At 51.3% G+C, this 13605-nt stretch carries 13 protein-coding genes; 7 read left to right on the top strand and 6 right to left on the bottom strand.

What is annotated here, in order from left to right:
• The first annotated feature begins 4 nt into the window (after positions 1-4).
• From AMM03_RS02950 to AMM03_RS02940, 3 genes are read left to right on the top strand one after another with little or no spacing between them, the layout of a single operon-like run.
• The gene (locus AMM03_RS02950; RefSeq protein ID WP_090128948.1) at positions 5-1288 is read left to right on the top strand and encodes an O-acetylhomoserine aminocarboxypropyltransferase/cysteine synthase family protein; all 1284 of its coding nucleotides are present in this window, start codon (positions 5-7) and stop codon (positions 1286-1288) included.
• Between the two features lie 24 nt (positions 1289-1312).
• Positions 1313-2950, top strand: coding sequence for an acyl-CoA synthetase (locus AMM03_RS02945; protein ID WP_090128947.1), 1638 nt, complete (start codon positions 1313-1315; stop codon positions 2948-2950).
• 30 nt (positions 2951-2980) lie between these two features.
• Entirely contained in the window at positions 2981-3766 is a 786-nt protein-coding gene (locus tag AMM03_RS02940) for an enoyl-CoA hydratase (protein ID WP_090128946.1), read from the top strand.
• 11 nt (positions 3767-3777) lie between these two features.
• Here the strand turns inward: AMM03_RS02940 and AMM03_RS02935 are convergent, their stop codons facing one another.
• Genes AMM03_RS02935 through AMM03_RS02925 form a run of 3 tightly spaced genes read right to left on the bottom strand, consistent with a single transcriptional unit; the run spans position 3778 to position 5824 of the window.
• On the bottom strand, positions 3778-4092 hold the full coding sequence (locus tag AMM03_RS02935; protein ID WP_090128945.1) for a non-heme iron oxygenase ferredoxin subunit: 315 nt from the start codon (positions 4090-4092) through the stop codon (positions 3778-3780).
• Positions 4093-4094: 2 nt separating this feature from the next.
• Positions 4095-4568 (bottom strand): aromatic-ring-hydroxylating dioxygenase subunit beta, encoded by a 474-nt coding sequence (locus AMM03_RS02930; RefSeq protein WP_090128944.1) that lies wholly within the window; start codon positions 4566-4568, stop codon positions 4095-4097.
• Positions 4569-4570: 2 nt separating this feature from the next.
• Positions 4571-5824, bottom strand: coding sequence for an aromatic ring-hydroxylating dioxygenase subunit alpha (locus AMM03_RS02925; RefSeq protein ID WP_090128943.1), 1254 nt, complete (start codon positions 5822-5824; stop codon positions 4571-4573).
• A gap of 111 nt (positions 5825-5935) precedes the next feature.
• Here AMM03_RS02925 and AMM03_RS02920 point away from each other — a divergent pair, with 111 nt between their 5' ends.
• From AMM03_RS02920 to AMM03_RS02910, 3 genes are all read left to right on the top strand, one after another.
• Entirely contained in the window at positions 5936-6871 is a 936-nt protein-coding gene (locus tag AMM03_RS02920; RefSeq protein ID WP_090128942.1) for a LysR family transcriptional regulator, read from the top strand.
• A 71-nt stretch (positions 6872-6942) separates the two neighbouring features.
• Positions 6943-7278, top strand: a complete 336-nt coding sequence (locus tag AMM03_RS02915) for a zinc ribbon domain-containing protein YjdM (RefSeq protein ID WP_090128941.1) — start codon at positions 6943-6945, stop codon at positions 7276-7278.
• Between the two features lie 177 nt (positions 7279-7455).
• Positions 7456-9693, top strand: a complete 2238-nt coding sequence (locus AMM03_RS02910) for an NADP-dependent isocitrate dehydrogenase (protein WP_090128940.1) — start codon at positions 7456-7458, stop codon at positions 9691-9693.
• Between the two features lie 86 nt (positions 9694-9779).
• Here the strand turns inward: AMM03_RS02910 and AMM03_RS02905 are convergent, their stop codons facing one another.
• The 3 genes from AMM03_RS02905 to AMM03_RS02895 all read right to left on the bottom strand — a co-directional run bounded on the left by AMM03_RS02905 (position 9780) and on the right by AMM03_RS02895 (position 12252).
• A complete protein-coding gene (locus AMM03_RS02905) occupies positions 9780-10154 on the bottom strand; it encodes a hypothetical protein (protein WP_090128939.1) in 375 nt (124 codons plus the stop codon).
• 100 nt (positions 10155-10254) lie between these two features.
• Complete coding sequence (locus tag AMM03_RS02900) at positions 10255-10998, bottom strand: sulfite exporter TauE/SafE family protein (RefSeq protein WP_090128938.1); 744 nt, start codon at positions 10996-10998, stop codon at positions 10255-10257.
• A gap of 72 nt (positions 10999-11070) precedes the next feature.
• A complete protein-coding gene (locus tag AMM03_RS02895) occupies positions 11071-12252 on the bottom strand; it encodes an MFS transporter (protein WP_090128937.1) in 1182 nt (393 codons plus the stop codon).
• A 114-nt stretch (positions 12253-12366) separates the two neighbouring features.
• Here AMM03_RS02895 and AMM03_RS02890 point away from each other — a divergent pair, with 114 nt between their 5' ends.
• A complete protein-coding gene (locus AMM03_RS02890; protein ID WP_090128936.1) occupies positions 12367-13569 on the top strand; it encodes a pyridoxal-phosphate-dependent aminotransferase family protein in 1203 nt (400 codons plus the stop codon).
• Positions 13570-13605: the final 36 nt, after the last annotated feature.

Raw genomic sequence — 13605 nt, 5'->3', positions numbered from 1 at the left:
TCTTATGAGCGATCACAGATTTAAACCTGAAACTCTGGCTATTCATGCAGGTCAAATTCCGGATGCGGCCACGGGCGCCAGAGCATTGCCCATCTACCAAACCAGCAGCTTTGTGTTTGACAGTGCAGAACATGCTGCTGCGCTTTTCAATTTGCAAACCTTTGGCAATGTTTACTCTCGCCTCAGCAATCCCACCGTGGCAGTCCTCGAAGAACGTGTGGCAGCTTTGGAAGGCGGCAGAGCGGCGGTAGCCTCTGCCTCTGGCATGGCGGCCGAGGCCATGGCGCTCATGACCATCTTGCAAGCAGGCGATCATGTGGTGGCGGCAGGCGCCCTGTATGGCGGATCGGTTACTTTGTTGTCCGTCAGTCTTTCTAAGTTTGGCATTGAGACCACCTTTGTAGATGCCAACCAGCCTGAAGCGTTTGCGGCCGCCATCAAGCCCAATACCCGTGCTGTTTACGCAGAAAGTTTGGGCAACCCCAGCATGGTGATTTTGGACATTGCAGCGGTTGCAGAAGTTGCCCATGCACATGGCCTCCCCCTGATCATTGACAACACGGTGCCCAGCCCCTTCTTGTGCAATCCGATTGCTTTAGGGGCCGACATCGTGGTGCATTCGGCCACCAAATATTTGGCGGGCCATGGCACCACCTTGGGCGGCGTCATTGTGGAGAGTGGCAAATTTCCTTGGGACAACGGCAAATTTCCTGGCATGACCGAGCCCTCCAAGGGCTACCACGGCGTGAAGTTCTACGAAACGTTTGGCAACTTTGGCTTTACCATGCGATGCCGCATGGAAAGTTTGCGCGTGTATGGCGCTTCACTTAGCCCCATGAGCGCGTGGCAAATATTGCAAGGCGTTGAAACCTTGCCCTTGCGCATGGAAAGGCATTGCAGCAATGCATTGGCAGTTGCCAATTTCTTACAAAAAGACAAACGCGTGGCGTGGGTCAACTACCCAGGCTTGCCAGACCACCCACAACACCAGCTCATGCAAAAACAGATGCGCGGCGCATCCGGCTTGCTGGCATTTGGCGTCAAAGGCGGTCTGGCGCAAGGCGTCAAATTCATTGAAGCAGCCAGGTTCATGAGCCATTTGGTCAACATTGGCGATACCCGCACCCTAATTAGCCACCCTGCCAGCACCACCCATCGTCAGTTGGATGAACAACAGCAATTGGCAGCAGGCGTTGGTCCCGACATGATTAGAATTTCAGTGGGCTTGGAGCACATCGATGACATTCTGTGGGACATTGATCAGGCGTTGAACGTGGCTTCAAGCTGAACTCAATATTTAGAAAGTGTTTGAATGAGCCATATTTTTGAACAAGGCCTAGACAAAAATTCCGCCAATTTCACAGCACTTTCGCCCGTGAGTTTTGTTGAGCGCAGTGCAGAGATTTTTGGCGATTTACCCGCCGTTATTCACGGGCAAAGAAAATACACATGGGCCCAAACCCGAGAGCGCTCTGCCCGCTTGGCTGCCGCCTTAAAGTCGTTGGGTATCAAGCGTGGTAGCACCGTCAGTGCCATGCTGCCCAACACACCCGAAATGGTCGAGGTGCACTACGCGGTGCCAGCACTCAATGCTGTACTGAACACACTCAACACGCGCTTAGATGCTGCACTGATTGCGTGGCAACTAAACCACTGCGAATGCCAGGTGATTCTCACTGACCGAGAATTTTCGCCAGTCATGCGTCAAGCTTTGGCCCTCTTAAAAAGTGAGCACAACAGAGACATCGTGGTCATTGATGTGTGCGACAGTGAGTACACAGGCCCTGGCGACAAATTGGGCACGTTTGAGTATGAATCTTTGTTAACGTCACACCTGCCTCTGACCCAACTCGAAGGCCCCCAAGACGAATGGGATGCCATTGCAGTGAGCTACACCAGCGGCACAACTGGCGATCCTAAAGGCGTGGTCACACACCACCGAGGCGCTTACCTAAATGCAGTTAGCAACGTAGCCACATGGACTATGCCGCACTTCCCCACCTACCTGTGGACACTGCCCATGTTCCATTGCAATGGCTGGTGTTTTCCATGGACGGTGGCCATGTTGGCGGGTACCCATGTGTGTTTGCGGCGTGTTGAAGCGCAACCTATTTTGGATGCCATGCGCAAACACAATGTCAACCATTACTGTGCAGCCCCCATTGTGCACAGCCTCATTTACAACGCACCCGATTCAATGCGGGCAGGTATTTCTCAGCAAGTCAGAGGCATGGTGGCAGGTGCTGCGCCACCAGCAGCCATGATTGAGGGTATGGCCAAAATTGGTTTTGACATCACCCACGTTTATGGCCTCACAGAAGTCTACGGCCCCGCCAGTGTGGCCGTCAAGCGTGAGTCTTGGGCCCACGAAAACCTGTCAGAGCAAACTCGCTTAAATGGCAGACAAGGTGTTCGGTATGTGCTGCAAGAAGGCATGACCGTACTCAACCCGGAAACCCTAGAAGAATGCCCGGCCGATGGCACCACCATGGGCGAGATCATGTTCAAGGGCAACATTGTCATGAAGGGGTACTTGAAAAACCCCAAAGCCACGCAGGAGGCTTTTGCGGGCGGCTGGTTTCACACTGGCGACTTGGCGGTCATGGAGCCCGACCGTTATGTGAAGATCAAAGACCGCAGCAAAGACATCATCATTTCAGGCGGAGAAAACATCAGTTCACTGGAAGTGGAAGATGCCCTGTACAGGCACGCTACCGTGCTGGCTTGCGCCGTGGTTGCCAAGCCCGATCCCAAATGGGGCGAGTCGCCCGTGGCGTTTGTCGAATTGAAAGTTGGGGCATCAGTCACCGCAGAAGACTTGATTGCGCATTGCAAATCATTACTCGCCGGTTACAAAGTGCCAAGGGATATTCGATTCGAAGAAATACCCAAAACATCTACCGGCAAAATTCAAAAATTTCAGTTGCGTCAACGTGCCAAAGGCATCTGACTCAAGCTACAGGACATACAGAAGATACACATGACAACACCAGACACTCCCTTTGTGATTCGAGCAGACGACGACCGTGGCGTGACCACTCTAACTTTGAATCGCCCGGCCGCCTTCAACGCCCTGAGCGAAGGCATGCTGACTGCGCTGCAAACTGAACTGGAAGATTTAGCCAGGAGTCAAAAACTTCGCGTCTTGGTTATAGCAGCCGCTGGCAAAGCCTTTTGCGCGGGCCACGATTTAAAAGAAATGCGCGCAGAGCCGTCCATGGACTATTACCAAAAACTGTTTGCGCAGTGTGGTGACATGATGATGCGCATCCAAAAATTGCAGGTGCCTGTCATTGCCAAGGTGCAAGGCATTGCCACGGCTGCGGGTTGTCAACTGGTAGCCCAATGCGATTTGGCGGTGGCTTCAGCAGAAGCCAAGTTTGCAGTGAGCGGCGTCAACCTGGGGCTTTTTTGCTCAACGCCTAGCGTGGCTTTGTCGCGCAATTTGTCACGCAAAGCAGCCTTTGAAATGTTGGTCACTGGCGATTTTCTGTCAGCCCAAGAAGCTTTGAAGCAAGGCTTGGTCAATCAGATTGCAGACCCAAGCGAGCTCGACAATGTCCTGGAGTCTTTGGTCCAAAAAATACTGGCCAAGCCCCCTGTGGCGCTGGCCATGGGCAAAGAGCTTTTCTACATGCAACTGGAAACCGGCATCGAAAAAGCCTACGAGTATGCGGCCCAAACCATGGCGTGCAACATGATGGACAACAGCGCGCTAGAGGGCGTTCAAGCCTTCATCGAAAAGCGCAAGCCCAATTGGACCTGAACTGACTTGATTTAGCTCGCTAGGTCGATATAAACGCGCCCTGCTTCAATCTTGACTGGCCAAGACTTCACAGGCTCTGTGGCAGGTCCACAACCGACGGTGCCATCGCGCACATCAAACAAGGCTTGATGGAAGGGGCACTCGACGTAGTTGCCCTCCACAAAACCTTCGCACAACTTGGCGTTGCCGTGACTGCAGTCGTTGTTGATGGCAAACACGCCATCGTCTACTTTAAAAATTGCAATGTCTTGATCTTGCGGTGTAACCGCAATGCCAGCACCTTCAAACAAATCTGCCTCTGCGGCAACATCGATCCATTGGCTCATGATTAGATGGGATAAATGATGGAGTTGGGAATCATCTCGCTGTCGTAGACGCACACACGCTCAGCAAATTTGAAGCCCTCGGGGGTTTGCACAATGATATCCAAGTAGCGTCCTACATTGAAGACAGTACTTTCCTTGTCGTATTTGGTTCTAAACACGGCGTAATTGGCTTCGCTGTAAATACGGCCCTCCTCCACTTTTCGAACGATAGGCGCACCCACCACATGGCGTTGATAGTAGGGGTCGTGATACAAGGTTTCGCTGATGCCATAGACACGATCTTTGAGCATGCCTTTGCTGGTCAAGGACAAGGTCGAAAGCGGAAATCCTCTTTCGTAATTTTCTCTGGGCTGAAGCTTATAAACACACTGCTCCGTAAAAAACTCAGGCCATAAATCCCATTGGCCGCTGTCGACAGCGCTGGCGTAATCGGCATAAAGTTGCTGGATGCCAAACCAAGTTTGCATGTCCACCATGATCAAGCCTCCATCACTTTTCGCCAATATTCGTACATGCCACGGATCAATGTTTCCGTGACCATGTGATCGGTCTCACCCACTTCACATCCGCCCAATTCAGCCAAAGTTCGATGCTGAGGTTTGGTCTCAAAAGCTTTTTGAGAAAATTCAATCACTTCGCCGTCATCGGCAGACACAAAACCGGCAGGCCCAAACAAATTGGCTTGGCGCAGTCTGCGTTCCGTCATGTCGGGCGTGTCGTCTTCAAAACCAAAATGCGTCCAGACAAAATCAAAAGCACCATGGCCATCGGGCTGAATATGGCGCGTTGAGACGCTGTTGACTTGCTGCTGAAAAATGACACTCGGAAACAAGGTCATCATGACGGCAGTCGGACCGCCCCACCAAGCCTCTGGCACGATGTCCAGAAAACTGGGGTCGTGCAATTGCATGCTGGCTTTGAAACTACTCACCTGAGTGACATCGGCCGATGCCCCCTTGGCTTCCCCTGCACTGCCTCGCGTTGAAATCATGGCGGCATGGCGATGGTGATCATCCATCCGCAATTCACTTTTGTTGTCTGCACGCCAGAGGCCAAAGGTCACAAACCAAGTGTGCAACAAGCCTGGGTGGTAAGGGTCTTTGATGTTCTCTTGCATCAACTTCCAGTTGCCTGGAATTCGCTGGCGGTTGTAGCCCAAAATTTTCAACTGCCGCCCATTGAAGAGTCGGTCAAAGTATTTCAGGATGGTGGGCCCCATGAAGTCTTCAAGAGATTCCACATCGAGATCAAAAGAAGCAAAGACAACGCCGCCTCGAACCGCCACTTTCAAGGCCGTTAAGCCATGGTCTTTGGGATCAAAGTCGGCCGGCATCCCGCCGTTTACTTTGCCATCTTGGCGCACGCCCCGTCTGAAGGGAACACCTTGCAACTTGCCATCCAAGGCATAGCTCCACTGGTGGTAAGGGCACACCAATTCCTTTTTGTTGCCATGACGCTCTCGACAAAATGCCATGCCGCGATGTGCACACACGTTTTCAACCACGTGGATGTGCCCATCTTGGGCCCGGGTCATGACAACAGAGCGCTCGCCGACAACGGTGCGTTTGAAATCACCCGCATTTGGAATTTCGGCCTCAAGCCCGACATAACTCCAGTGCGACTTGTAAAAAAAGCGCTCGAGTTCTTTTTTGTGGCTGTCTTGGTTGGTGTAGACAGCAAACGGAATGCGGCTGGTGCCTGACGATTCCCAATGAATTGGATGCTCTTGCATGTGTGTTGATCTCGACAAGATTCTTGAGCTGGATCATGCCAGTCACACCAATTTAGTAAATCTTAATTTACATATAATCATTATTCGATTATCAAATATTTAGACGCACGCATGGACCTTGCCAAACTGGACCTCAATTTGCTCTTGGTTTTTCACCACCTGCTCATTCTGAAGCGGGTCTCTGCGGTGGCAGACCTGTTAAACATGAGCCAACCCGCCGTGAGCAGTGCCTTGGGCAGACTCCGGGCAAGTTTGGATGACGAGCTGTTTATTCGCACTCAAGGGGGAATGACACCGACGCCCTACGCCATTCAGCTTGCTGAACCAGTGGCCATGGCCTTGGATGTTTTGCAACAGGCTTTGAATGTCCGCGGCGCTTTCGATCCCTCAAGCAGCACACGCAACTTCACCATTGCCTTGACCGATGTCGGCGAAATGTATTTTTTACCCGTCCTAGTCGATGCATTGGCCAAAGCGGCGCCTGGCGTTACTTTGCAAGTGGTCAGCGTGGCGCAGTCAACCCTCAAAGAAGACATGTCGACGGGCAAGATTGATCTGGCCATGGGCCTCTTGCCTCAATTGCAGGCAGGGTTTTTTCAACAATCTTTGTTCAAGCAAAAATACATCTGCTTGATGCGCAAAAAACATCCTTTGGCGCTGTTGCCATCTTTAACGACTTCCGCTTTATTTGCAGCAGAACATGTGCGAGTTTTGGCAACTGGCACGGGGCATGGCCGCGTCGATGCAGCCTTAGACAAACAAAAAAACAAACGCAAAGTGCGCCTAACGGTGCCCCACTATGTGGCATTGGGCGATGTGTTGCAACACTCCAATTTGATCGCCGTGGTGCCCGAGCGTTTTGCACAGCGCATTGTTAAACCCTTTGACCTGGTGATGCGGGACTCTCCTGTCAAGGTAGAGGACAGCGCCATCCATCAGTGTTGGCATGGCCGTCTGCACCGAGATCCTGGCCACCAGTGGTTACGTCAGTTGATGCGCAAACTCTTTGGGGATCAAGCAACTGTTGGAGAAGAAAAAGCGACCTAAGCCGCTTCCCTCCCTCAATCAAATTGCAAGATGCTAAAGTTCATGCAACTTGCACTTGACCTGATAGAAACATGACGCTCCCAAACTGCCCCCAATGCAAATCTGAATTCACTTACGAAGATGGTGCCAACTTCGTCTGCCCTGAATGCGCTCATGAATGGCCACAGCACGTCCAAGTCGAGATGGACACAGTCAAGATTTTCAAAGACGCTTCGGGCAATGTCTTGCAAGACGGCGACACAGTCACTTTGATCAAGGACCTCAAACTGAAAGGGTCCTCTAGCGTGATCAAAGTTGGGACGAAAGTCAAAAACATTCGCTTGGTAGAGGGCGACCACGACATTGACTGCAAGATTGATGGTTTTGGCGCAATGCAGCTCAAAACCGAATTTGTGCGCAAGGCATGAGGCCAACCGAAATATTCATCCCACAAGACTCATCCGAAATGCACGGTTATTTCATCTTGTGAAATTTGATCTCAAAATCTTCAATTTCACCCCTATCAGCACAGTGTCAGGCGCTACTTTTAAGATCTAATACTGGCTTGCAAGATTTACTGTTGCACAACAAAAACGAGGAAGCAAATGGCTAACGAAAAATCCAAAATCATTTACACATTGACCGATGAAGCCCCTTTGTTGGCGACAGCGGCCTTTTTGCCCGTCATTCGCACTTTTGCGTCACCCGCCGGCATTGAAGTGGAATCCAGCGACATTTCATTGGCTGGGCGTATCTTGGGCGAGTTTTCAGACTTGTTGCCCGAAGCGCAACGCATTCCCAACAATTTGGCCGCTTTGGGTAAGTTGACGCTAAAACCAGAAGCAAACATCATCAAGTTGCCCAACATCAGTGCCTCCGTGGGTCAACTGAACATTGCCATCAAAGAGCTGCAGTCAAAAGGCTACGCCCTGCCTAACTATCCAGACAACCCCAAAACAGACGAAGAAAAAGCCATCAAAGCGCGCTATTCCAAGTGCACTGGCTCGGCCGTGAATCCTGTTCTGCGCGAAGGCAACTCTGACCGCCGTGCACCACGCGCTGTTAAAGAATTTGCCCGCAAAAACCCACACAGCATGGCCGAGTGGAGCCAAGCTTCACGCTCGCACGTTTCACACATGCACCATGGCGACTTCTACCATGGCGAAAAATCAATGACCATTGAGCGTGCACGTGACGTCAAAATGGAACTTATCACCAAGAGCGGCAAAGCCATTGTGCTGAAGCCCAAGGTTTCCTTGGTCGACCGCGAAGTCATTGACAGCATGTTCATGAGCAAGAAAGCTTTGGAAGCTTTCTACGAAAAAGAAATTGAAGACGCTCACAAAACAGGCGTGATGTTCTCCTTGCACGTCAAAGCCACCATGATGAAGGTGTCACACCCCATCGTGTTTGGTCACTGCGTCAAGATCTTCTACAAAGACGCGTTCAAAAAGCACAAAGAACTCTTTGACAGCTTGGGCGTCAACGTTAACAACGGCATGGTTGACCTGTACAACAAGATTGCCACACTGCCCGATTCCAAGCGCGAAGAAATCATGCGCGATTTGCACGCATGTCATGAGCATCGCCCTGGTTTGGCCATGGTCGACTCTGCCAAGGGTATTACCAACTTCCACTCCCCCAACGATGTGATTGTGGATGCTTCAATGCCCGCCATGATTCGCAACGGCGGCAAAATGTGGGACGCTGCGGGTCGATTGCAAGACGTCAAGGCCGTTATGCCTGAGTCCACCTTCGCTCGCATTTACCAAGAGATCATTAACTTCTGCAAGTGGCATGGTGCCTTCGACCCCAAAACCATGGGCACTGTACCCAACGTAGGTTTGATGGCGCAGCAAGCCGAAGAATACGGCTCACACGACAAGACTTTTGAAATTGCAGAAGACGGCGTGGCTAACATCACTGACCTGGAAACTGGCGAAGTGTTGCTCAGCCAAAACGTCGAAGCCGGCGACATCTGGCGCATGTGTGAAGTCAAAGACGCCGCCATTCGCGACTGGGTCAAGTTGGCTGTCAACCGTGCACGCAACTCTGGCATGCCCGTCGTGTTCTGGTTGGATGCATACCGTCCTCACGAAGCCCAATTGATCCGCAAAGTCAAGATGTACTTGCACGAGCACGACATCAATGGTTTGGACATCCAAATCATGAGCCAAGTTCGCGCCATGCGTTACACCCTCGAGCGCGTTGTTCGCGGCCTTGACACCATCAGTGCCACTGGCAACATCTTGCGCGATTACCTGACAGATCTGTTCCCCATCATGGAACTGGGCACCAGCGCCAAAATGCTGTCCATCGTGCCTTTGATGGCTGGCGGCGGCATGTACGAAACAGGTGCAGGCGGCTCCGCCCCCAAACACGTTCAGCAATTGGTCGAAGAAAACCATTTGCGTTGGGACTCATTGGGCGAGTTCATGGCCTTGGCTGTTTCTTTGGAAGACCTGGGCATCAAAAACAACAATCCAAAAGCCAAAATCTTGGCCAAAACATTGGATGCAGCCACTGGCGCCTTGTTGGACAACAACAAGAACCCTTCACCTAAAACAGGCGAGCTCGACAACCGCGGTAGTCAGTTCTATCTGTCCATGTACTGGGCACAAGAATTGGCCGCTCAGACCGAGGACAAGGAACTGCAAGCCAAGTTTGCACCTTTGGCCAAGGGCTTGACCGACAACGAGAAGAAGATCATTGAAGAACTCAAAGCGGTCCAAGGCAAACCTGCCGACATTGGCGGTTATTTCATGCCTTCTGCCGATTTGTTGCAAAAGGTCATGTGCCCTAGCCCAACCTTCAATGCATTGATCAAGGCCGCTCAAGCCTAAGTCAATTGGAGACAGCGCCAGCTTTGGCGCTGTCGTCCCCAAAAGAAAGCCGCTGTTTCAGCGGCTTTCTTTTTTGGGTCTACTCTTTATTCAAAAAGATCCGTTTGATTTTTGTCTGTAACGGGCTTGGGCTTATTGACCTTGCTTACCTTGCTTAGCTTGCTTACTTTGCCAGAACCCTTAACAGGCGAAAGTTCCAAAATGGCAGGCCTCTCCTGTTTGATGACTTTGACTTCTGGCTTGGCCAACAGATCTGCAGGCCAACGTTTGAGTCTTTTTAACTCACCCCTGTTCATGCAGCGATAAATTGCCACATGCAACTGAGTTTGCTCATTTTCCAAAATGACGTATTGCTTGCCGCCGTAAGTCACTTCACGCCCTTTCACTGCCAAAGGCGTGGCAACGTCTTTTAAATCTGTTCTGGAATAAGCCGTGATGGCTCTCAAAATGATCTTATTCATTCAAAACTCTAGTTGAGCAACGTATGGTTTAAAAACAATAAGTTTACCAACAAATGGTTGGCTATCAATATGTTGAATTGGATCGTTTAAAAACAACAACTTAAATTCCAACCGCATCCCAAATCAATTTGCACGAAACCAGAAACAAACCCGTTTGAACCAGTTTGTAAAACCAAACATCATTGATTCTGCGGGTGAGATAAGCGCCTAAATAAGTGCCCAGCAAGGCGATCGGTACCAAGACGGCAGCCTTCATTAAATCTTCTTGGCTATAAGGGCTCAGATTTTGATACGGCAGAATTTTGGACAGATTGATGATGGCAAACAAAATGGTTGCTGTTCCTGCAAATTCGGCTTTGGGGAGTTTTTGGGGCAGCATATAAATTTGAAAAGGGGGTCCGCCGGCATGCGAGATAAAGCTGGTGAAGCCAGCCACGATTCCCCAAAAATAGCCTTTGACCTTGTTCGCTGGCTGCGGTTCTAAGGATTGCCCCCGTCGAAACCAGATCTGCAAGCAAAATCCGACCCCCACCAAACCAATGATGAATTTGATCGTTTGATCAGAAATCATGGACGCGGTAAGCCATCCAATAAAAACGCCCATCACACCGGTCGGAATTAAAATTTTAAGATTGGGGGCGCTGTATTGACGCCTGTAGAGCCATACACCCACAACATCCGAAATCACGAAAAGCGGCAACAACAAGACGGCCGCTTTAACCGGCGACATCACCAAAGAAAGCAGCGGCACGGACATCATGCCGACCATGGGCAGCCCACCCTTGGACATCCCAATGAGCAGCGCCCCAAGGCTTGCAAGAATCAAATACGAGTCAATGGGCATACTTATCTAAAATTTGAGTGAAATGGCAAATGGCAAATGAAAAATGGAGAATGGCCAGTAGCAAGTGGCCAATCAATAATTGATTTGCGAATGCCGAACGATGCGACTGCAACAAAAGGTGGCTAGCGCAGAGACGCACAAAGTAATCCAGATGACCAAGCTATAAGATTGGTTCACATCAAATACGCGCCCCGCCCACACGGGCCCCAATAAATTCCCCAATGCTGCACCTGAATAAAGCGTGCCAATGATGGCTGAAACAGCCCGACCACCAAACAAGTCCATGCAAATGGCAGGCAACAAAGAAACGATGCTGCCGTAACTTAAGCCGAAAACCACGGCAAAAATAGCAAATACTTGTTGGTCCTTAGCCACGGCCCAAATTAAGAACGACAAACCCATCGCACATTGCATCAACATGAGGGTTTGGACACGACCAATTCGATCGGCCAACCAGCCAATGGCAAATCGACCCACCAAACTGCCAATGCCAATCAAGCCCACCAGCGCAACGGCTTGAGAGTCGCTCACACCAGCGTCTCTAGCAGCGGCAGAGATGTGGGCAAACGGAATGAACATCACTGGGGAACCCAAAATAACCCCCATGTAAAGCCATCTGAAACTTGGCGTTTGCAAGGCCTCTTTCAATGTCTTGCCACTGCTTTGGGCCGCGTTACCTTTGACGACCGAGGGCGCGCGTTGTAATAAAAATGCGGCCACCAAACCAAGGACCAGAACGCAAAAAGCCATGATTTGCAGAGCTTCTCGCCACGTGACTGCAAGCAACAAATAACTAACGGCCAAAGGAACTAACAAGGTGCCAGCCCCTACCCCAGAACTGGCAACGCCTGAGGCCAAACCACGATGTTTGGTAAACCAGGGCTGAACACATGCAATGGAGGGGGTATATACAAAAGCAATGCCCAATCCCACCAAGATGCCATAGCTGATGTAAATGCTAGAGAGCGATTGGGCCAAGCTGGTGCCCAAAAGTCCAATCGCTATGAGCCCCATCCCAACCATGCAAACGACACGAGGGCCCCAGCGGTCGGCCAACATGCCGCCCAAGGCGCCCAAGACAAAATAGACCAAGCCGCAGAGTCCAAAGATCCATGAAACATCAGCGCGGTTGGCTGCAAATTCCTGTGCAAAATTTTCAAAAAATGCGGCAAAGGAATACGAAACGCCAAAGATCAAGGCAAGGCAGACAAAAGCGGCCCACACCACGACCCATGCTTTTTTGGAATCAGTCATGGGTCGACTTCTCAAATGAACTCAAGGCTTTGTGCAACAAGACGGGCTCCTTCGGTTGCTTGTGTCTGGAGAGTTTAGTGTTTTTTAAGTCGTGGCTCTGATAAAGTCATTCACATGAATTCACCCATCACGCCTCGCTTGCCCGGAATCCGGTTTGTGCACTCACCCGGACCAACCCATGTTCCCGATGAAGTCATGCACGCCATGCAAAGGCCCATGACGGATTTGGCCGACCCCCGCGTTGCAGCACTCATTGCCGCATGCGAAGCCGGCATGAAAAATTTGCTCAATTCCCCCCAATCTGAAATTTTCTTTTATGCCAGCAATGGCCATGGCGTTTGGGAAGCTGTTTGCGCCAATTTAGGCTCAGACAAACACAGCCTCTTGATTGCGGGTTCTGGCCATTTTTCTGATCAGTGGGCCATTCAGACCGAAGGGCTTGGTCTGTCGGTCATCAGGACGCCGCACACCGAGGGGCATCAAATCGATGTCGATGCCATCGAGGCGGCGCTCAGGGCTGATACTGCCCACAAAATTGCAGCGGTCATGGTGGTGCAAACAGACACCGCCAGCGGCATCACCAGCGATCTTCTTGAAATTCGAAAAGCCATTGACCGCACCCAACACCCCGCCATTTATGTGGTCGATGTGGTGGCCTCATTGGCTGCCACCCCCTTTGACATGGATGGCTTGGGGGTTGATGTTTGTCTGGGTAGCTCTCAAAAAGGTTTGATGATGCCCTCTGGATTGGGTTTTGTGGCCGTCAATGCCAAAGCCTTTGACTGGTCCCACCAGCATGCCAAGCCCCGCTTTTATTGGAGCTGGTTCGAGCGCAAATCGCCTGTCCAATCCGCCAGGTTTTGTGGCACGCCTCCCCTTGCCCACCTGGCTGGACTTGAAACTTCACTTCGACTTTTGCAACAAGAGGGACTGCCAGCCGTCTATGCCAGACACCAACGTTTGGGCGGGGCCGTCAGGGCCGCTGTCAAGGCTTGGTCCACCCAGGGCGCTTTGAAACTGCACTGCCAAGATCCCCATGGATTTTCCAATTCAGTCACTGCGGTTGAAGTGGCTCAAGGCATTGATCCAGAGGCACTTCGAATGGTGGCTCGTGAGCGGTTTCAAGTGGCCATGGCTGGCGGGCTGGGTGCATTGAGTGGACGCGTGTTTCGCATTGGCCATTTGGGCGACATGAACGAACCCATGATCTTGGGCGCATTGGCCGGCATCGAAGCGGCCATGCGGGTTCAAAAAATTCCATATGGCGATCAGGGCATGACCGCTGCGATCGCTTACTTAGTTGAGCACACCCCTTAAGGCCACGATGCTTTTCACGAGGACATGATGTTGAAG

This window comes from Limnohabitans sp. Rim11 (assembly GCF_001269365.1).
In the GTDB taxonomy this organism is placed as follows: domain Bacteria; phylum Pseudomonadota; class Gammaproteobacteria; order Burkholderiales; family Burkholderiaceae_C; genus Limnohabitans_A.
The sequence above is the reverse complement of the archived record's forward strand: the minus strand, read 5'-3'. Positions and strand labels throughout refer to the sequence as shown.

Coding starts and splice junctions, on each gene's coding strand:
- AMM03_RS02945 (WP_090128947.1), top strand. CDS start 1,313: ATGAGCCATATTTTTGAACAAGGCCTAGACAAAAATTCCGCCAATTTC.
- AMM03_RS02890 (WP_090128936.1), top strand. CDS start 12,367: ATGAATTCACCCATCACGCCTCGCTTGCCCGGAATCCGGTTTGTGCAC.
- AMM03_RS02940 (WP_090128946.1), top strand. CDS start 2,981: ATGACAACACCAGACACTCCCTTTGTGATTCGAGCAGACGACGACCGT.
- AMM03_RS02910 (WP_090128940.1), top strand. CDS start 7,456: ATGGCTAACGAAAAATCCAAAATCATTTACACATTGACCGATGAAGCC.
- AMM03_RS02935 (WP_090128945.1), bottom strand. CDS start 4,092: ATGAGCCAATGGATCGATGTTGCCGCAGAGGCAGATTTGTTTGAAGGT.
- AMM03_RS02950 (WP_090128948.1), top strand. CDS start 5: ATGAGCGATCACAGATTTAAACCTGAAACTCTGGCTATTCATGCAGGT.
- AMM03_RS02895 (WP_090128937.1), bottom strand. CDS start 12,252: ATGACTGATTCCAAAAAAGCATGGGTCGTGGTGTGGGCCGCTTTTGTC.
- AMM03_RS02930 (WP_090128944.1), bottom strand. CDS start 4,568: ATGGTGGACATGCAAACTTGGTTTGGCATCCAGCAACTTTATGCCGAT.
- AMM03_RS02925 (WP_090128943.1), bottom strand. CDS start 5,824: ATGCAAGAGCATCCAATTCATTGGGAATCGTCAGGCACCAGCCGCATT.
- AMM03_RS02900 (WP_090128938.1), bottom strand. CDS start 10,998: ATGCCCATTGACTCGTATTTGATTCTTGCAAGCCTTGGGGCGCTGCTC.
- AMM03_RS02920 (WP_090128942.1), top strand. CDS start 5,936: ATGGACCTTGCCAAACTGGACCTCAATTTGCTCTTGGTTTTTCACCAC.
- AMM03_RS02905 (WP_090128939.1), bottom strand. CDS start 10,154: ATGAATAAGATCATTTTGAGAGCCATCACGGCTTATTCCAGAACAGAT.
- AMM03_RS02915 (WP_090128941.1), top strand. CDS start 6,943: ATGACGCTCCCAAACTGCCCCCAATGCAAATCTGAATTCACTTACGAA.